Origin of the sequence: Leptospira ellinghausenii (assembly GCF_003114815.1) — a bacterium.
Lineage (GTDB): Bacteria > Spirochaetota > Leptospiria > Leptospirales > Leptospiraceae > Leptospira_A > Leptospira_A ellinghausenii.
The window spans coordinates 244,212-262,727 of the sequence record NZ_BFAZ01000006.1 but is presented as its reverse complement, the minus strand read 5'-3'; the positions used below and the strand labels follow the sequence as shown (position 1 = coordinate 262,727).

At 37.5% G+C, this 18,516-nt stretch carries 18 protein-coding genes; 12 read left to right on the top strand and 6 right to left on the bottom strand.

Annotated features, from left to right (window positions below):
• Positions 1-24: 24 nt before the first annotated feature.
• Complete coding sequence (locus DI076_RS06575) at positions 25-453, bottom strand: hypothetical protein (protein WP_108959155.1); 429 nt, start codon at positions 451-453, stop codon at positions 25-27.
• A gap of 47 nt (positions 454-500) precedes the next feature.
• Between DI076_RS06575 and DI076_RS06570 the strand changes: the two genes are divergently transcribed.
• The 4 genes from DI076_RS06570 to DI076_RS06555 all read left to right on the top strand — a co-directional run bounded on the left by DI076_RS06570 (position 501) and on the right by DI076_RS06555 (position 5,616).
• Positions 501-1,505 carry a hypothetical protein gene (locus tag DI076_RS06570; RefSeq protein WP_108959154.1) on the top strand — a complete coding sequence of 335 codons (1,005 nt, stop codon included), beginning with the start codon at positions 501-503 and terminating at the stop codon, positions 1,503-1,505.
• Between the two features lie 174 nt (positions 1,506-1,679).
• Positions 1,680-3,500 (top strand): GAF domain-containing SpoIIE family protein phosphatase, encoded by a 1,821-nt coding sequence (locus DI076_RS06565; RefSeq protein WP_108959153.1) that lies wholly within the window; start codon positions 1,680-1,682, stop codon positions 3,498-3,500.
• 10 nt (positions 3,501-3,510) lie between these two features.
• On the top strand, positions 3,511-4,938 hold the full coding sequence (locus DI076_RS06560; protein ID WP_108959152.1) for an ammonium transporter: 1,428 nt from the start codon (positions 3,511-3,513) through the stop codon (positions 4,936-4,938).
• Between the two features lie 39 nt (positions 4,939-4,977).
• Positions 4,978-5,616, top strand: a complete 639-nt coding sequence (locus DI076_RS06555) for an LIC11874 family lipoprotein (protein ID WP_108959151.1) — start codon at positions 4,978-4,980, stop codon at positions 5,614-5,616.
• Positions 5,617-5,618: 2 nt separating this feature from the next.
• Here the strand turns inward: DI076_RS06555 and DI076_RS06550 are convergent, their stop codons facing one another.
• Positions 5,619-6,365, bottom strand: coding sequence for a menaquinone biosynthetic enzyme MqnA/MqnD family protein (locus DI076_RS06550; protein ID WP_108959150.1), 747 nt, complete (start codon positions 6,363-6,365; stop codon positions 5,619-5,621).
• A gap of 70 nt (positions 6,366-6,435) precedes the next feature.
• On the opposite strand from DI076_RS06550, the gene DI076_RS06545 reads away from it, so the two are divergent.
• Positions 6,436-7,296, top strand: coding sequence for a CheR family methyltransferase (locus tag DI076_RS06545; RefSeq protein ID WP_108959275.1), 861 nt, complete (start codon positions 6,436-6,438; stop codon positions 7,294-7,296).
• 4 nt (positions 7,297-7,300) lie between these two features.
• Here DI076_RS06545 and DI076_RS06540 read toward each other — a convergent pair whose 3' ends face one another.
• Entirely contained in the window at positions 7,301-7,816 is a 516-nt protein-coding gene (locus tag DI076_RS06540; protein ID WP_108959149.1) for an HIT family protein, read from the bottom strand.
• A gap of 72 nt (positions 7,817-7,888) precedes the next feature.
• Here DI076_RS06540 and rsmH point away from each other — a divergent pair, with 72 nt between their 5' ends.
• From rsmH to murC, 7 genes are read left to right on the top strand one after another with little or no spacing between them, the layout of a single operon-like run.
• A complete protein-coding gene (gene rsmH / locus DI076_RS06535) occupies positions 7,889-8,833 on the top strand; it encodes a 16S rRNA (cytosine(1402)-N(4))-methyltransferase RsmH (protein ID WP_108959148.1) in 945 nt (314 codons plus the stop codon).
• The gene (locus DI076_RS06530) at positions 8,821-9,177 is read left to right on the top strand and encodes a hypothetical protein (protein WP_108959147.1); all 357 of its coding nucleotides are present in this window, start codon (positions 8,821-8,823) and stop codon (positions 9,175-9,177) included. Before rsmH ends, DI076_RS06530 begins: the two co-directional genes overlap by 13 nt.
• Positions 9,174-10,694 carry a UDP-N-acetylmuramoyl-L-alanyl-D-glutamate--2,6-diaminopimelate ligase gene (locus tag DI076_RS06525; RefSeq protein WP_108959146.1) on the top strand — a complete coding sequence of 507 codons (1,521 nt, stop codon included), beginning with the start codon at positions 9,174-9,176 and terminating at the stop codon, positions 10,692-10,694. The genes DI076_RS06530 and DI076_RS06525 overlap by 4 nt, the downstream gene beginning before the upstream one ends.
• Positions 10,695-10,710: 16 nt before the next feature.
• Positions 10,711-11,823: a phospho-N-acetylmuramoyl-pentapeptide-transferase gene (gene mraY, locus DI076_RS06520; protein ID WP_108959145.1), complete on the top strand. Its 1,113-nt coding sequence runs from the start codon at positions 10,711-10,713 to the stop codon at positions 11,821-11,823.
• Entirely contained in the window at positions 11,823-12,971 is a 1,149-nt protein-coding gene (locus tag DI076_RS06515) for an FtsW/RodA/SpoVE family cell cycle protein (RefSeq protein ID WP_108959144.1), read from the top strand. The genes mraY and DI076_RS06515 overlap by 1 nt, the downstream gene beginning before the upstream one ends.
• Positions 12,968-14,053 (top strand): UDP-N-acetylglucosamine--N-acetylmuramyl-(pentapeptide) pyrophosphoryl-undecaprenol N-acetylglucosamine transferase, encoded by a 1,086-nt coding sequence (locus DI076_RS06510; RefSeq protein ID WP_108959143.1) that lies wholly within the window; start codon positions 12,968-12,970, stop codon positions 14,051-14,053. Before DI076_RS06515 ends, DI076_RS06510 begins: the two co-directional genes overlap by 4 nt.
• Before the next feature lie 9 nt (positions 14,054-14,062).
• Positions 14,063-15,484 carry a UDP-N-acetylmuramate--L-alanine ligase gene (murC, locus tag DI076_RS06505; protein WP_245918317.1) on the top strand — a complete coding sequence of 474 codons (1,422 nt, stop codon included), beginning with the start codon at positions 14,063-14,065 and terminating at the stop codon, positions 15,482-15,484.
• 10 nt (positions 15,485-15,494) lie between these two features.
• Here the strand turns inward: murC and DI076_RS06500 are convergent, their stop codons facing one another.
• From DI076_RS06500 to DI076_RS06490, 3 genes are read right to left on the bottom strand one after another with little or no spacing between them, the layout of a single operon-like run.
• The gene (locus tag DI076_RS06500) at positions 15,495-16,592 is read right to left on the bottom strand and encodes a 5-(carboxyamino)imidazole ribonucleotide synthase (RefSeq protein ID WP_108959142.1); all 1,098 of its coding nucleotides are present in this window, start codon (positions 16,590-16,592) and stop codon (positions 15,495-15,497) included.
• Between the two features lie 9 nt (positions 16,593-16,601).
• Positions 16,602-17,099 carry a 5-(carboxyamino)imidazole ribonucleotide mutase gene (gene purE, locus DI076_RS06495; protein ID WP_108959141.1) on the bottom strand — a complete coding sequence of 166 codons (498 nt, stop codon included), beginning with the start codon at positions 17,097-17,099 and terminating at the stop codon, positions 16,602-16,604.
• A gap of 30 nt (positions 17,100-17,129) precedes the next feature.
• Entirely contained in the window at positions 17,130-18,509 is a 1,380-nt protein-coding gene (locus tag DI076_RS06490; protein WP_108959140.1) for a UDP-N-acetylmuramoyl-tripeptide--D-alanyl-D-alanine ligase, read from the bottom strand.
• Between the last annotated feature and the right edge of the window lie 7 nt (positions 18,510-18,516).

Below are 18,516 nucleotides of genomic sequence, written 5' to 3'. Positions count from 1 at the left end.
CTGTAAAGTAAAAAAGGAAAGAAATTAATTCAAAAACCTTACAGAACTTATGATATTGGTTAATTGTTGGAATAATTCATCTCCCACTTCTTCATCAGAATTGTAAGTTAAGAGGATCATTCTTTCTTTATTTGCCACCATATACACCATCCAAACGCGATCTTCTCTCTGGAATTCACAAGCTCGAATGTTTGTTCCTTCGTTATTTTCAAAAACCGCAACTTTCTCTGGGTCATAATCTATTTCATGAATTTTGAGATAATTTTCGAGTTCTTTATCTACATCAAAATGTTCGAGTTTTGATTCAAAGGCATATACTTGTAAGGCACCACCACCATCGGGATGGAAAAATGCGGGAATTTCTTCAACCACCATATGTTCCCAGTTGACTGGAAATAAAAAAGAATACCACCCTTGTGGAGAGCGAAATTGTTTGTACATTGGTTTTGTCATAAGAATTCCCTTTTCTTTCCAGTAAATCTATGGAGGAATGGCAGTAAATGATTTTCAAATCAAAATGGCAATGCTTAGTTCTAGTTTTATGTTTTGGTAGTTTTTCCGTTTTTCCCTTACATGCCCAAATCTCGGGGTATGATGTTGCCTATCCCTCCGCATATTTACTCGGACTTTCTTCACAAGGTGTAGTGAGTTCAAACCCTATGGCTAGTTTGTATGGAAATACTGCATTTTTATCATACCAATCCAAACATATATTGGATACTTCTGCAAATGTCAGTTATGCGAATCCAAACATTTCTCCTTTGTATTTATCAGGCGCGGGGTACTTTTCTTTTTCTGAATCAATAGGATTTGGCATTCGTGGAAAACCTGTTTACTTACGTTCGTTCCCTGCTGATGAACGGTTTTCCAATTATGCATTCCAAGCGTTTGTCAATTGGAAGTTGAATCCTTATGTTTCCTTCGCCATCCAAGTAGGTCCTGGAGTTTCCGGGAGACTTGGAGGTTATAGTTCGTATTCATGGAATGTATCTGTATCTACTGCAATTCAGTATGAAAATTTCAGATTTGGGATTTTATTAGAATCACCGGGCACATATCGGTTTGATGAATACTTAGGTTCTGAACGATTAAAGGAAAAATTACCAGAAAGGTTGATGTTAGGAATTGGGTATAAATGGAACGATTGGTTGGAATTACAATTGGAAGGTTCCCGAAAATTTTATGAAAACACATCCGTTGACCTAAATCATAAATCACAGTATATACCTTATCCTGTTAAGACCATGTATTCAGGTAATATCAGTTTGGCGATTGGAAAAATGGAATCATTCCAAGTTTTAACAGGTGTTGGGCGAGAGATTCGTATGGAACAAAGTTTACGAGGTTTTTATACGGCATCGCTTGGAGTTGCGGGTTCATTTTTCCCAAGTTGGTTTGGAGAAGGATTGTATTATGCAATTTCCCTGCAAAGGTCAGGCATCAGTGTAAAAGAAAGAGATGGAGGAGAATCAAGGATGGCCATCCAAGTGCAGACACAGTTCTAATCAAGAACACCATTTGCTTATAATATAAGCATTTTGGTTGTTTTCCATAAAGACAAATTTTACGTTTTGTGCAGATTCCATCCAGTTTGTAGAGAAATATAGGATATTTTTACTTCTTTAGGCGAGATGCATCGTCGGTACGATACTTGCATCTCAAAGGCAAAGGTATCCAATATGGTTGATTTCAAAGTTTCCAAACGAATGCTCGTCAACTTCCGCGGACAGAACAAAGTTGTGGGAGGATTAACAGATAAAGATAAAATTGCAATCCTCCTTTATATCTCCAAAGAATTTGCCAATTTAGATAGAGAAGACCAACTCTTTTCCAAGGTCATCCTGATATGCCAGGAAATATTTGAGTCGGACAACACCACACTCAGGTTATGGGATGGTGAGTTCTTAGTCCCAGTTAAATTTGTCAAAGAAACAGAACCACCTCGCAGAAATTTAAAAATAGGTGAGGGGTATTCTGGGACTGTATTTGAAACCAAAGAACCAATTCTTGTGAACGATTTGTCCCGTTCTGCTCATTACTTTGATGAAGGGGAAAAAACCAAATCGGTGATGTGTGTTCCTATCATGCAAAAGGAAGAAATCCTTGGAACTCTTGCAGTAGAAAGTGAAAGGGAAAATTTTTATATCATTGATGATTTGGAAATCCTTGAAGCCTTAACTTCCCAACTGGCACTTGCTTTATATGGAGTGCGCCTGATTGAAGGACTTGTCACGGCAAGGGCAAGGGAAGCCGCCATCTTAAACCAATTAGAATGGGATTTGAAAATGGGACGAAATGTCCAAAGCCAAATCCTACCCCAGGACTTAAGTGCATGGAATGGAATTTATTTTGCAAGCCATTACGAACCAATGGCAGAAGTCAGTGGAGATTTAGTCGACATTGTAAGACAAGGTCATTCGTTAACTGCCATTAACATTGATGTATCGGGACATGGAATTCCAGCAGCTCTTGTCACAATGGCGATCCACCATCAGTTCCGACGTTCCGTCATGGCAGGACTTGGTCTTACTGAAATCATGGAGGAGTTAGGTGAAAAATTACGGGAACAACTCCCTGAATCTACCTACTTCACTGCCTTTATGGTTCGTATTTTTAGTGATTATACCTTTGGATATGTGAATGCAGGCCACCAACGGATGTTACATTACAAAGCTTCCGATGATACCTTCATTCAATATGATACCAAAGGAGTTCCTTTAGGAATTTTGCCAGTCCGCAAAATCGATTATGAGGAAAAACAAGGCAAACTCGAACCTGGTGACTTTTTACTTTTGATCTCAGATGGATTCAGTGAACAACGAAACCATTTAAAAGATGAAGTAGGTGTGGAGAGAATCCAAACCTGGTTACATGATGAGAGAGAAAAACTTGTCATTGAAGGAAGAGGAAAAGTGGATCTAAAAAAATTAGCATCCTCTTTTATCAAACGTTTCCGAACTTACCAAGGAGAAGTCCCGAATGGAGACGACTTAAGTTTTCTCTTTCTATATTGTGGTGATTCAATTCCTGAAGCATCTCATTATATCCAACTAGCAAAACAATCCAATTCCAAAATGAAAATGGAAGAAGCCTATGCTCAAGCTCTTAAAGCATTTAGTATCGATTCTTCCTTAAAAGAGATCTTGGTATTTCTTGGGAAAATGTATTACAGAGATGGAAAGTATACAGAAGCCATTCGTTACTTAGAAGAGTATTTAAGAACTTCCGGTGATAACACAGCTGCTTCTCATTTTATGATGGGCAGAGCATATTACAAAGCTGGTATGATTTCGGAAGCAAAACGAGCTTTAAAGATGGCACTTTCCAGTGACCATAGTTTTGCGAAAGCGAGTATATTACTTGCACAGTGTTATTTAAAAGAAAATGCGAAACCAAAAGCGATTAAGGTATTACAACAAGGCGTAAAAAACACACCTCAAAATCTGGAATTAAAAACTTCACTTTTGAGATTAGAATCACATACCCAAAAGGTCAGTTAAGGAACGTTATATGAGACATTTCGGAGTTTATTTTAGTTTGATAGGATTACTGTTGGTAAGTAATGTATTTGCAGATACGGTCATTACCCCTGACAAAGATAGTTTGGAATCACTCGTCAAGGAAATGGCAGAGATCAAAACCTCACTGGCAGAGACAAAACTGGCATTGGAAACCACAAAACAAGAGGCAAATTGGGTTTGGACTTGCATCGCTGCCTTCCTTGTATTTTTTATGCAAGCTGGTTTTGCCTATGTGGAAGCGGGATTCACACGTGCTAAAAATGCAGTGAACATTCTCATGAAAAACTTTTCTGACTTAACAGTGGGAGCGATAGCATATTGGCTCATTGGATTTTCAATTATGTTTGGTCCTCAAATCGTGAGTGGATTTGGAATTGGTCTTCCATCATTTGCCGAATCTCTCATCAATGCAGAGGATGGGAGTATGGATCCATCCAAGTATACCTTTTTTATCTTCCAGATCGTATTTGCTGCCACAGCCGCAACGATTGTTTCCGGAGCAATGGCGGAACGTACAAAATTCTCAGCATATCTGATTTTCTCTGTGGTGATTACTGCTTTCATTTATCCCGTGTTTGGTTCTTTTGCTTGGGGGAGTTTACTTGGGATCTCAACGGGTTTTCTCGAAACTTTAGGACTTGGTGGTGGAGAAGGTGTTGGGTTTCATGATTTTGCTGGGTCAACAGTTGTCCATAGCATCGGTGCATGGGCAGGGCTTGCAGGTGCCATCGTAGTTGGACCTCGTATGGGTAAATTCCAATCCGATGGTCGCGTGTATCCAATTTTAGGCCATAATATGTCAATGGCGGCACTTGGTGTTTTTATTTTATGGTTTGGATGGTTTGGCTTTAACCCTGGTTCGACGACTTCGATCGAAGGAGGGAGTTTTGCTAAAATTGCTGTTGTGACTCATATGGCAGCTTGTGCTGGTGCCATCAGTGCTATGGTTCTCACATGGTATCTATTCAAAAAACCAGAAATTGGCCTCACTCTCAATGGTGGCCTTGCAGGTCTTGTTGCGATCACCGCACCTTGCGACAATGTCAGTATCTTCGGTGCTGTTCTCATTGGCCTTGTGGCAGGAGTCCTAGTCATCATTTCCGTTCTTTTTTTAGACAAACAAAGGATTGATGACCCCGTTGGTGCAGTTTCTGTTCATGGTGTTTGTGGTGCCTGGGGGACTTTGGCTTATGGTCTTTTTAGTCTCGATACAGGACTCTTTTATGGGGCAGGTTTTGCTCAATTTGCTGCACAGGCGATTGGAGTTGTGACTGCGTTTTTTTGGGCATTTCCTGTGAGCTTTCTGGTATTTTATTTGATCAAAAAGACAGTTGGCCTTCGGGTTTCGGAAGAAGAAGAATTGTTAGGATTGGATATTTTGGAACACGGAAACGAAGCTTACCCCGTTTCGAAATAGTCCTTGACCCTAGATTTTCTCTATGGGGAAGTCTAGGGTGTGTTTCGTTTTTTTCTATTTTTACTCCTTTTCTGTTATGGTTGTTTTGAATACGAGGAGACCATTCTCTTTCGTAAAATGAGTTCCGGAACGGTGGAAATATCATATACCGTTCCTCTCAAAAAAGATTCCAACGAATCCCTAGTTAAATTTTTGCCCACTTCGAAAGAAGAAATCCTAACATCTATTAAGAAGAAATCAAATAACAATTTACAAGTAAGAGATTTTACGTTTCGAGAATTAGAAAAATCAGAAACAACTGATATGTATTTCAAACGAAAAGGAAAAGTTTCTTATAAATTGGATTTTGAAGATCCCGTTCATCTAGAGGGAGTTCTCATTGGAACATTTTCGATCAAACAAAAACCAAGATCTTTGACAGTCAAACGAGACTTCCCCAATCTCACGGATAATGCAATTCTTGATTCCAGTGCTGGAGAGAAAAAAATCATATCGGAAACATCACGATTGTTAAGGGAAGGGAAAATCCAATTCAAAGTTTTGTTCCCTAAAGATTCTGAATGTAGTTCCAATCGCGGATTTATAGGACTTGGTAATTTGGTCTACCAAATCCCATTGCAGGAAACTTTAGAAAATGCAGAAGCAAAAACTTGGGAATACAAAATCCGTTTTTTTTAGAATTAGAGTAGACCCAATTCTTTTGCAGTTTGGACGAATAAGGCAAACCCATCTAAATTTTTCTTCTCAGGAATATAATGTAATTCTTGTTTGAGATAACGCTCTGTTATGGCGATAGGAAGGCGTTTTTCTTCACTGATGATGGTTGGAAGTTCTTTGAGTCCATACTCGAGTGCTTTTAAAAAAATTTGATTGTCCCATTCTTTTCCCTTTGGATAAGCCCAGAACGCAAAACAAAAATAGAGTCCAGTGATTCGATTCCACCACTCGGCAAGGTCAATGGCGCGGTATCCATCGATTGGTGTTTGTAAAAGGGCATGGTCACCAAATAATAAATGGGATCCAATCCCTGAATCCATCATTTTGGAAATTTCCTTAGCATCAGTAGGAACCACTTCGATTTTTTTACCATACTCTAACTGGAATAAACATTGTAACAGGCAAACACTGGACCTGGATCCTTTGTCTGTATAAACTACATTGGGAATCCCTGGTTCTGTTTGATTTTGGAAGAATAAAACAGAACGAACAACGTCACGAGCACAAACTCCTACAATTTTAGTGTAATCAAATTGGTTTTTGTTTCGTTCACATTCGATGGATGAAACAAGGGCACAGTCGAGTTCTCCCTGTTTGAGTAGTTCAATGAGAACACTTGGGTTCTCATACACAGGGGTAAATGCAAGGGACTTTTCAAAATAGAGGGTAAGTGGGCGTGCATTTAGGTGTTTTACGATACCAATCTTCAAGAAGCTACCTCCATTGGAAAAAACAACTTGTCAGAATCAAAAAACTCTGTTGAATCTTCGTGAGGGCAAATTGGACTTTCGAACATCTTTAAACACAATCGGTGATGCCGAGTTTGAATTCATCAAAAATTTAGTGTACAAACAAGCAGGAATTTTCCTCGCTCCACACAAAAAAATCATGGTGCAGTCTAGACTCAACGCAAGGTTACGTACACTCGGGATCCAAAGTTTTGAGGACTATGTGGCAAAACTCAAAATGGATCAAAATTTTGCGACCCAAGAGATGCAAGAACTCATCAATCGCATAACAACGAATAAAACTGATTTTTTCCGTGAAAACCACCATTTTGAATTTTTAAAAAACGATTATTTCCCTCAGCTGGAAAAAGAAGCCGCTGAAACGGGGGCATCAAAAACATTGCGTATATGGTGTTCAGCATCTTCCACAGGAGAGGAACCTTATTCGATCGCAATCACAGTGTATGATTATTTCCAAAACAAACCAGGTTGGAATTGTAAAATTTATGCATCAGACATAGACACCCAAGTGCTCACAACTGCTAAAAAAGGTGTGTACCGGGATGATCGATTGGAACCAGTTTCAGAAACATTGAAGAAAAAACACTTCAACCAATTTACCGAAAAAGACCATGTGTTTTATGAAGTAAAACCTCACCTCAAGGCCCTTGTTGACTTTCGTCAAATTAACCTTCTGCACTTTCCTTTTCCGATCACTGACAAACTCGACTTAATCTTTTGTAGGAATGTTGTGATTTATTTTGACAAACCGACACAAAAAACCTTGTTCCAGAATTTTGAAGTGAGTTTGAAACCCAAGGGGTATTTGATTTTAGGACATTCAGAAACAATGTTTGGAATCTCCGACCAATTCAAATTTCTGGGTCATACGATTTACCAAAAAAAAGTGTAAGGAGTTACGTTTCTTCCTTCGACCAAAGAGTTTTTAGGTCTTCCCACATTTGATAGGGTTCATAGATGACAATCCTTGTATTGGAAAGAACATCTAAAAATCCTGCTTCGTTGGGAAACCTAGGTACAATGTGCTCATGAATATGAGGGATGGATCCTCCGCTGTTTTTTCCAAGGTTGTATCCAGTGTTAAAACCTTGTACCTTCCATTGTTTTTCTAAAATTCTCATGGTTTTTTGGGTGAGAATGTGGATGTCCAAAGCCTCATCACTTGTGAGTTCCAAATAACTGATGATGTGGCGTTTGGGGAAAATGATGATATGACCAGGATTGTAAGGAAATAAATTGATCGATACAATGGAGAGTTCCGTTTCCGCAATGGTTAAGTTGGGGACGATTTCGTTTTTGTCTCTGACTCCACAAAGGATACATTCCACATTGGGTCTGTCGCCTTTGGCATAACCTAATTTGCCAACGCTAAAGAGGTTTTTTCGTAAAGAATGTTCTTCATAGGAACTCATGGATACTTTCAATCTCAGAGAAGGATTAAAGGATTGCAAGGATTTTGACAGCTATACAGTAAGAAAGTAGCAGTGTTAGAATCTCCCCACATACCGGTCCTTCCGAACGAAGTCATTTCCTTATTACAACTGGCACAAAGTCCAAATCCAATGTGGTTTTTGGATGGGACAGCTGGAGAGGGTGGTCATTCCAAACTGATCTTAAAAACCTTTCCAGAAGCAAAACTCATCCTCATTGACCGTGATGCTGTTATGTTAGAACGGGCAAAAAAAGAAATCCAAAAGGAAATTGGCTCTCTCGACAGGGTACACGCCTTTCAGATGAACTTTTCAGAGGTGGACAGTACTTTACTGGAACAAGTTGGGTGTTCGGGACTTGACGGAGCCCTCGTGGATTTAGGAGTTTCACTTTTCCATTTTTTACATTCAGGGAGAGGGTTTACCTTTAAAAACGAAGAACCATTGGATATGCGCCTTGAACCGCAAGTAGGCCAAAAAACAGCTGCCGATGTTGTGAATTATAGTTCTGTTTTACATTTAAAAAAGGTATTTTGGGAGTACGGAGAAGAACGTTGGGCTTTAAAAATCGCAAATAACATCGTACAGTCGAGACACAAAAAGAAATTCGAAACCAACACAGATCTTGTGAAACTCGTGGAAGCATCAATCCCTAGAAAATTTTGGCCTAAGGAATCACATCCTGCGACTCGTATTTTCCAAGCCTTACGAATTGAAGTGAACGAAGAATTATTACATGCTGAAAAGGGAATTCGAACACTTGCAAACTGCCTACAAATTGGGGGAGTTCTTACTTGTATTTCCTTCCATTCATTGGAAGACAGAATTGTGAAATGGACATTCCGGGACTTAAAAACTTCTGATGAATTCGAAATCCTTACCAAAAAACCGATCTTGCCAACGGACCAGGAGATCAAAGAAAACAGAGCCTCTCGGTCTGCAAAATTGAGAGGTCTTCGAAAAATTGAACCGATAAAAGAAAGTAGATGGGAAAAATGACCTTATCATTCAAATCATTGCCCAAAATGGTATTTGAATTTTTGGAGCCACTCCAAGGATTCGTTTTATTATTCCCATTTTTAGGATTTTTTTTCTTCCATGTTTGGCAAGGATTGGAAAAAGCCAAATTACAAAGGTATATCCATGAAAGGGCAACCACCAAAGAAGAGTTAAAGCGAAAAAATGATGAATTAAAAATTGGAATTGTATCGTATACCTCAGCAGAACGAATCGAAACTTTATACAGAAGGACCTATCAATTTTTACCCATCAGTCTTGGCAATCGAACCGTTACGATTGAACTTCCACCAATTCCTGAATCACCCTCTAAATCAAATCCATGAAACTCATCGATATCCAAAAAAAAATTCCAGAGATTAAACTCATCAAAGGAAATGGTGACATACAAGTTCACTATGTTTGGGCAGACAGTCGCAAACTGACTCCGAGTGATATTTTTGTCCTCCCTAATGCCAGTGATGATGTATTAGAATCCTATTTAAAAATGGCTCACGAATTGGGATGCCAAGTAGTTTTGGTTTCCAAACGACATTTAAAACTAAAGGCTCTCAGTTTATTTTCCACGCTATTGGAATCGGAAGAACCATTAGGTGATTTACATGGGAAATTAGCATCCTTACTTCTGGGTTATCCTTCCAAAAAATTAAAAATCGTAGGGATCACCGGTACAAATGGAAAAACTTCTTTAACCTTCATTCTGTTCCATATCGCTAAAAAATTAGGCAAAAAAGTTGCTCTCATTGGAACTGTCCAAATTCAAATTTTAGATCGTGTTTTAGAATCTGGTTATACGACACCAGATGCTTCTTCTCTTAACTTATTACTCAAAGAGATGGTAGAAGAAGGTGTGGAATATGTATTCATGGAAATGAGTAGCCATGGATTAAAATTGGGAAGGGTTTCTGGTATTGAAATTACATGTGCAGGATTTACGAATTTAACCCAGGACCATTTAGACTTTCATGAAAGTATGGATGATTATTTTGAAAGTAAATTTAAAATCTTTCAATTACTCGAACAGTCATCGGTAAAAAATAAATTCGGTCTCGTGGCAGGAGATGTATCCTTTGGTGACAAAATGATCCAAAAGATAAGAGAAACAAATTTAAAATCACCCATCTATATTCTAGGTAAATCTGGAGAATTTCATTATAGTAACACAAAACTTTCGTTATTGGGAAGTGAATACAGATTTCATAAAAAGGAAAAAAATCTTCCTTTTATCGAGGTGAGAACTGTTCATACAAACCTACTTGGGAATTTTAATGTTTTTAATACAGCCTTTGCAATGTCCATTGCATACGAACTTGGATTTCCCTGGGATGATGTGGTAAAAGCTGTGGAAACGATTCCTACAGTTCCTGGACGTTTTCATGTAGTTCCGTTTCCAGACAAGTCTCGCATAGCAGTGGTTGATTATGCTCATACACCAGATGCATTGGAGAATATCTTAAAGAGTTGTGTTGAAATTCGACCAAAACAACTCATATGTTTGTTTGGATGTGGTGGTGATCGTGACCGAACAAAACGTCCGCAAATGGCTAAAATTGCCGAAACTCTAGCTGATTATGTGATCTTAACATCAGACAACCCAAGAACCGAAAATCCAGAAATGATTCTCGATGAGATTGAAGCTGGTTTTTCACGTGGTTTCAAACGGTATGAAAAAATTACCGACCGAAGCCTTGCCATTAAACGAGCAGTTTCCTTGTTAGAAAAGGATGGAATTTTGGTTGTCGCAGGTAAAGGTCACGAAACTTATCAAATCCTCGGTAAAGAGAAAATTAAGTTCGTTGATTTTGAAGAAATAGAAAATGCATTTTTAAATTTAAACACCTAACGATAGAGGATAGAGTATGTTCCAATGGATTTACGACACATTTGGCAATGATTATGGTTTTTTAAGAGTTTTTAGTTATGTAACTCTCCGAGCAATGATGGCTGGGCTTACGTCCATGTTTATCACTTTTATCTTTGGAAAATCACTCATTTCTTTTTTATTGTCCTTAAAATTTCGTGAGTCCGTGAGAAATGATGGGCCACAGTCCCATGCAACCAAATCTGGAACACCTACAATGGGTGGATTGATTATGATTTTATCATTAACCATCTCAACATTGTTATGGGGAAATTTATCCAATCTAAATGTTATTTTACTTTTAATCTCTGCCATTTTATTTGCAGGACTTGGATTTACAGATGATTATATGAAGTCTGTTAAAAAAATCAAAGGTGGCATGAGAGCAAGAACCAAATTTGTTGTTACTATTCTTTTTGCAGTGACTATCACTACTTTATACTTTTACATTACAGGTAAATCAAATACAAATCCACAAAAAGGAATCATTTTTACAATTACTGATTTATTTTTACCCTTTGTGAAAGGTCCTGTTTGGAATTTAGGTCTTTTGGCAGTTCCTTTCGCAATATTAGTGTTAATTGGAAGTTCTCATGCAGTAAATTTGACAGATGGTTTAGATGGATTGGCATCTGGAACAGTTGTCATTTCAACTGCCACTTTTGCCTTAATATCGTATGTATCAGGCACTCCCTCAGCTGCCAATTATTTGCACATTCCTTATTTACCAGGTTCTCACGAATACTCTGTTTTCCTTGCTGGACTCTCAGGTGCTTTACTTGGTTTTTTATGGTTTAATTGCCATCCTGCGCAAGTGTTTATGGGAGATACTGGATCTTTGTTTTTAGGTTCAACTCTTGGGCTTGTGGCCATTATGTTAAAAAAGGAAATTTTACTTGTGATCCTTGGTGGAATTTTTGTAGCCGAGGCGGTCAGCGTGATTCTACAAGTAGGATCATTTAAGTTAACTGGAAAACGAATTTTTAAAATGGCTCCTCTCCACCATCATTTTGAACTCATTGGTTGGTCAGAAGAGAAAGTGGTCATCCGATTTTGGATCATCGGGATTATTCTTGCCATCATCACTCTCTCTACTTTAAAAATTCAATAATGGAAATATTTCGTTTCATACGAAATTTGTTACGATTTGGTTCGTCTCGTTTTGATGGACCAATGCTCTTCTTTATGTTTTTACTATTTGGAATGGGAATCATTGTGATGTTCAGTGCTTCCGTGATTCCAGCTGAAAGAGAGTTTTCTGATTCCTATTATTACTTAAGAAAACAATTGTTATGGGGTGCAGTAGGATTATTCTTATTTCTAATTTTCTGCCAAATTCCATACCAGTTTTTGGTAAAGTGGTCATTTGTTTTTTCTTTACTTAGTTTACTATTACTAATAGCAGTTTTCATACCTGGACTTGGTAAGTCTGTTGGAACCAGTTATGGACGTAGTTTTAACCGTTGGATTCAAATTGCTGGCTTCCAAATACAACCTTCGGAATTTTCGAAGATTAGTATTTTACTTTTTGCATCCTACTTCTTTTACAATTTTGATTTTAAAAAAATCAAATGGGATCAAAAGAAAATCATTTCCTTGGTTGTTATCTTTTTAACTTTACTTCTAATCGTCATTGAACCTGCATTTGGTACAACAGTTGAGTTGCTACTTGTTCTTTTTTTCTTTGTATTGTTAGCTGGTTTCCCAATGAAACGATTGTTTATTTTAGGCGCGTCAGTGATTCCGCTATTGGTGGTACTTGTAACACAAGTGGGTTATCGTAAAAAACGACTCGAGATATGGCTCGATCCTTATAAATTTCGGTTTGATGAAGGGCACCAATTGGTTACCAGTTTTCGTGCATTTTTTGATGGTGGTACCAGCGGAAAAGCAATTGGTACAGGGTATGCTCATCGGTATTTAGCTTACAGCCATACAGATTTTGTTTTGTCTTCTTATGTGGAAGATTTTGGTTTTGTTGGATTTTGTTTTTTTCTTTTGGTCGTTTTGTTTTTGATGGTTCGAATTTTTTTACTCTTACAAAGAACCAAAGATAAATTGGGTTATTTTTTAGGTGCTGGGATTCTCATTTTATTTGGATTCCAAACCATTTTAAACTTATTTGTGATCACTGGAATTGTTCCTGTGACGGGAATTTCTCTTCCTTTCTTAAGTTATGGTGGTTCTTCCTTACTTACAATTTTTATCCTCTTCGGAATTCTTGCCAACATTACGTGTAAAGAGAATTTGGTCGTATGAATGGATCGATATTGATTGCAGCAGGTGGAACCGGTGGGCATATCTCACCAGGTGTGGCACTTGCAGAGATACTAAGTGAAAAAATAAATGTGTTTGGTTTTGAATCTGTTTACATCCATTCACTTGTTCGAAACCAAAACAATCCTGACCTTCTAAATCCTCCTTGTGAAGTAATTTGGCACAATATCCCCCAATTGGGCGGAATCAAAACAATTGTTTATCCTATTTTATTCATTTTACCATTTATCAAAACCATTTTTGTATTCCGAAGGTTACACATAAATGCAGTCATCGGTATGGGTGGGTATTCCAGTTTACCAGCAATTCTATATGCCATCCTTTTTAGAAAACCATTGTATCTTTGTGAGCAAAATTGTGTTCCTGGAAAAATCACTCGTGTATTTGCAAAATTTGCTAAAAAAATTGCATTTAGTTTTCCCACCGTAGAAGAATTTAAAATCCCTGGTAAGGTCATTGGAAATCCAATTCGAAAACGAGTTGTTCCAGAACATCTAAACATCCGCCAAAATGAAAACTTACATGAAGGTAAAAAGAACACAATCAATGTTCTCGTGTTAGGTGGATCACAAGGTGCAAGACAACTTAACCAAATGATACTGAAGGCGATGGAAAATACTGAAATTGCAAATAAATATAAATTTCGTTTGTTAACTGGAACAAACCTTTATGACGAAACCAAGAAAAAAGCAAATGATGATACAGAGATTATCTCGTATGCCAATGACATGAAACCAAATTATGAGTGGGCAAATTTGGTTGTAGCCAGATCGGGTGCAGGTGTTGTTGCCGAGTGTTTGGTTTTTGGTTTGCCTATGATTTTAATACCTTATCCTTTCGCGGCTGATAACCACCAAAAGGCAAACGCCAACTATCTGGAGAAAGAAGGTGCGGCAGTCACCATTCATTCAACGAGTGATGATCCGACACAATTGGTTAAATTCCTGTTATCTTGGAAAGATCATTCAGAAGTGTTACGAGAAATGGGTCATGTCAGTTTAGCACTATCCAATGTGAATGCGGCTTACCAAACTGTTTCTTATTTTTTTTCGGAAACAAAATAGGCCTTGGAAATGATAAAGGGACCTATCTTATTTTTAGGAATTGGTGGTAGTGGAATGTCGAGTTTAGCCCATATGGCGCTCGATTTACAAATACAAGTCCTTGGTTACGATCAAAAAAATTCTGATACAACTGATTATCTAAAAGAGCGTGGGGTGATTTTGTACCATTCCATTGGAGAAATTCCTTTAAATGGAATTCAGATGGTTGTATACAGTTCTGCCATCAATGACAAACACAAGGAAGTCTTCCATCGGATTAAGGAACAAAACATTCCTTTGAAACACCGATCTGAGTTTATGCACCTGCTTGTTTCCAATCAAAAATCCATCTCCGTCGCTGGTAGCCACGGTAAAACTTCTACAACAACGATGGTATCTCAAATTTTAACTGAAATGGGACTAAATCCAACAATCATGATTGGTGGTGATACGAGTTTGTTACAAAAAAGAGGTGGAAAAATTGGAACAGGTGAATACGCAGTTTATGAATCAGACGAATCAGATGGTACATTCTTAAAACACAAAGCCAATTTTCGTCTGCTTACCAATATCGATAACGATCACTTGGACTACTATCACACTCGAGAAAAACTGGAACAAGCATTCCTAACATACATGGGATTTGATGTTCCAGGAGAAGTTGTTTTGTTTGCTCGTGACCCAGGTATCACCTCCGTCTTAGAATCAAATTATAAAACGGTTGTTTTTGATAAAGGATTTCGCCTGAGTCTCCTCGTAACCAAAGAACAAACTTATGAAAAATGGTTCCAATATTTTGTATCTAACTACCAATCTCAAATCACTGTGATTGAATATGAAATCTCTTCCGATTGTTTGTATTTTGTATTCAAAAATGAAAAATATTCACTTACCTTACCTTTTCCTGGTATCCATTATTTAACCAATGGACTAGTTGCTCTCACTTGTGCTTTAAAATTAGGAATTACTCCATCAAAGTCGATTGAAATCCTATCTCGATACATTGGAGTGAAACGAAGGCAGGAAATTTTAGGCACCTGGAATGGTGTAACTGTCATCGATGATTATGGACATCATCCAACTGAAATTCGTATGGTGATCAATTCTTTAAAAGAGAAAAATAAGGCAAACGGGAAACTTCATGTTGTATTCCAACCACATCGGTATACTAGAACCAAGCTGTTGTTAAATGATCTTGCTGATTCATTAACAGGAGCAGATTTTTTGTACCTATTGCCCATTTATTCTGCTGGAGAAAGTCAAATTGAAGGGATTTCTTCGATGAGTTTTCTGCCGTTTTTAGACAAAACCAAAACAGTTCTTTTGCCAGGTTTGATGGAGGAAGATTTAATGAAAATCCAATCTAAATTGCAGAAAGGTGATTTACTCCTTTGTTTAGGAGCAGGAAACGTGAGAGATTGGGGAACTCAGTTATTAAATGGACAACACTAGAAAGTTTAGATCATAACTCATGGAATAGGGGGTTTACTTCTTCCAGTGTTCCCTTAAAATTCATATGACCCATTTTCCTGCCCGGTTTTGCTTCTTCTTTTCCATATAAATGTAAACGGTATCGATCGTCTTTTAAGAGTTCCTTTGTGATTTCCAAACTTTCTTCATACTGGTTACCCAAAATGTTTTTCATTAATGTGGGTTTTGGTCTTACATCTGAAGGTGGAGTGTTTCCAGAAATTGCCTGCACATGCAGGTAAAATTGAGAAAAACTTTGGCAATCTTGAGTATAGTGACCAGTGTTATGTGGTCTAGGAGCAAATTCATTTAAATACAATAAATTGTCTTTTACAAAAAATTCAACACCCATCGTTCCTACATACTGTAATGACAGAGCAAGTTTTGAAGCAAGTTCAATCGATTCTAAATTGAGACCAATGGGAATCCTTGCAGGAAAAATTGATAGATCTAAGATGTGATGTTTGTGTTCATTTTCTACAGCACCATAACAAACAATGTCTCCATTTTGAAATCGAGTTAAAATGATGCTGATTTCTTTTTGAAACGGAATTACTTCTTCAATTAGGTATTCAGAACCAACATTTTGGAAGGCATTCTCTAAAAATACTTTGTAATCCGTTCGATTCTGAATTTTCACTTGTCCTTTGCCATCATAACCAAAACGCAAAGTTTTGATGATCCATGGAAAAGGAATTGATATCTCAAATTTAGAACTGTCTTTCGTTAAATGAAAATATTCAGCAGTACGAAATCCAAGTTTTCTGAAATGCGATTTTTCTAAAAAACGATCTTGGGCAATGATCAGTGCTTGTGCAGGCGGATAAACCGGAGTATCCTTTTGTTGTTTTAGAAATTCCAGAGTTTGTTTTGGAATATTTTCAAATTCAAAACTTAATACATCAATTGTATCTAAAAATTTTTTCAAATGCTCAGAGGATTCGTAGGAAGCGACAGTCTCCCTTGCACCAACTTTCTGCGAAGGTGAATTTTGATCTGGTGAATAACAATAAAATTCATGACCAAGCGGAATTGCTTCTAAACACATCATTTGACCTAACTGGCCTGAACCCAAAACGCCAAGTTTCATTTCAATTCCCTAAACCAGTTGGTCATTTTTTGAAAGAGCAGAGATCCGATTTGTATTTGCATATTCTTCTAGTTTTTTAGAAAGTTTCGGATCGAGTAGAGAAATGATACGGACAGCAAGTAAACCTGCATTGGCTGCCCCACTGGTTCCAATGGCAAGTGTTCCCACTGGAACTCCTTTTGGCATCTGTACAATGGAAAGCAAACTATCCATTCCATTTAAAGCTTTCGATAAAATCGGCACACCTAACACGGGTAGGGTGGTAAGTGAAGCTGTCATTCCTGGAAGATGGGCAGCACCACCAGCTCCTGCAATGATGACAGCAAATCCATTTGATTTGGCATTTTTTGCAAATTCAAACATTCGTTCTGGCGAACGGTGAGCAGAAACAATTTCTTTCTCAAATGGAATACCAAATTCAGTGAGGATTTCACAGGTTTCCTTCATGGTATCCCAATCAGAAAAGGATCCCATAATCACTGCAACTTTTGGCACAAGGTTTGTCATACGTTGAATCTAAAAAAACCTATTTCGCAATCAACCTTTAAATGAATCAAGTTCAGTGGTAATTTCTTCCATTTTCATAGACCTAGATCCTTTGATTAAAATCACTGCACCTTTCGGAACCTCATTTTTGATATAAGAAATGATTCCTTGTTTATCTTGAAAATACTTTCCACGTGAAAATTGTTTTACCATTGAAATCGTATCTTCACCAAATGCTAGCAAGGTTCCTTTCCCGATTTTTTCCAATTCTTTACCAATCTTTTCATGGTAATATTTGGAAAACTTTCCTAGTTCTTTCATAGTCCCCAATACCCAAACAATTTCCTTTCCTTGAGCATATTGCACACTTGCATCTATACTTGATAAAACAGACTCTGGATTTGCATTATAACTGTCATCGATGATGGTATAATACCCTTTTTTAATGTTCAGTCGTTTGTTGGGACTTTTATAAGTTTGGATCGCCCGTTTCATTTGAAGATCAGAGATTCCAAAATGAGCACCAACAGCTATCATCCCACGTACATTACTGAGAAGTTTGGAACCTGGAATTCTCCAATGGATGGATTCTTTTTTCCATTGTAGATGGAATCCATTTTTTTCAATGGAATTGATTTTTAGTTCTGGATTTTTTGTGTGTTTCCAAACAACTACTTTAACTTTTTGTTTTTTTGACTTTTGTTTGATTCGATCCAAAAAATCCAAATCATCTGGAACAAAGAGTACACCAGAATTTCGTAACCCTAATATAATATCTGATTTTTCCTCTGCTATATTTTCTCTGGATTTTAGGTTTTCGATATGTGCCGAACCAATATTGGTGATCAAAGCATGACTAGGTTCTGCAATTTTTGATAATCTTTCTATCTCTCCTCGGTGGTTCATTCCCATTTCACAGATAACAACTCTAGTCAGTTCTGTGATTCGAAAGAGAGTAAAGGGAACACCAATTTCATTATTGTAATTCTTTTCTGTTATCACAATCGATTTAGAATCCAAATAAGAAAAAAGTGCACCTAATAGATCTTTTGTGGTAGTTTTACCTGAGGAACCAGTGATGGCAAGGATGGTCGGGTTAAAACGATTTCTATGGTAATTTGATAGTTTTCCTAATGCTATCAAAGTATCTTTGACAAAAATTGCTTTTTTTTGGTCTTCTTTTGATAATGATTTGAGAATGGGATGATTTTTCTCACATAAAAATCCAGAAGCTCCCGCTTTTAAAGCGTCTGCAATAAACTGATGGCCATCACGTTCGGCACGAAGAGGGACAAAAAGAGAGTCCTTTTTGATTTCCCGAGATGAGGTAGAAATCCATCGAAATTTTGGATTCTTTGGATTCTCCCAATCTGGTTTCATCGAAAACAAACTAAGAATAGTTGACAGGGAATATTCAAATGGTGCGATCATAGCTTCT

Excerpts from the sequence above, each read along its gene's own strand:
- DI076_RS06525 (WP_108959146.1), top strand. The coding sequence starts at position 9,174 with ATGAAACTCATCGATATCCAAAAAAAAATTCCAGAGATTAAACTCATC.
- DI076_RS06530 (WP_108959147.1), top strand. The coding sequence starts at position 8,821 with ATGGGAAAAATGACCTTATCATTCAAATCATTGCCCAAAATGGTATTT.
- DI076_RS06490 (WP_108959140.1), bottom strand. The coding sequence starts at position 18,509 with ATGATCGCACCATTTGAATATTCCCTGTCAACTATTCTTAGTTTGTTT.
- purE (WP_108959141.1), bottom strand. The coding sequence starts at position 17,099 with ATGACAAACCTTGTGCCAAAAGTTGCAGTGATTATGGGATCCTTTTCT.
- DI076_RS06570 (WP_108959154.1), top strand. The coding sequence starts at position 501 with ATGATTTTCAAATCAAAATGGCAATGCTTAGTTCTAGTTTTATGTTTT.
- DI076_RS06575 (WP_108959155.1), bottom strand. The coding sequence starts at position 453 with ATGACAAAACCAATGTACAAACAATTTCGCTCTCCACAAGGGTGGTAT.
- DI076_RS06565 (WP_108959153.1), top strand. The coding sequence starts at position 1,680 with ATGGTTGATTTCAAAGTTTCCAAACGAATGCTCGTCAACTTCCGCGGA.
- mraY (WP_108959145.1), top strand. The coding sequence starts at position 10,711 with ATGTTCCAATGGATTTACGACACATTTGGCAATGATTATGGTTTTTTA.
- DI076_RS06560 (WP_108959152.1), top strand. The coding sequence starts at position 3,511 with ATGAGACATTTCGGAGTTTATTTTAGTTTGATAGGATTACTGTTGGTA.
- murC (WP_245918317.1), top strand. The coding sequence starts at position 14,063 with ATGATAAAGGGACCTATCTTATTTTTAGGAATTGGTGGTAGTGGAATG.
- DI076_RS06515 (WP_108959144.1), top strand. The coding sequence starts at position 11,823 with ATGGAAATATTTCGTTTCATACGAAATTTGTTACGATTTGGTTCGTCT.
- DI076_RS06510 (WP_108959143.1), top strand. The coding sequence starts at position 12,968 with ATGAATGGATCGATATTGATTGCAGCAGGTGGAACCGGTGGGCATATC.
- DI076_RS06540 (WP_108959149.1), bottom strand. The coding sequence starts at position 7,816 with ATGAGTTCCTATGAAGAACATTCTTTACGAAAAAACCTCTTTAGCGTT.
- DI076_RS06500 (WP_108959142.1), bottom strand. The coding sequence starts at position 16,592 with ATGAAACTTGGCGTTTTGGGTTCAGGCCAGTTAGGTCAAATGATGTGT.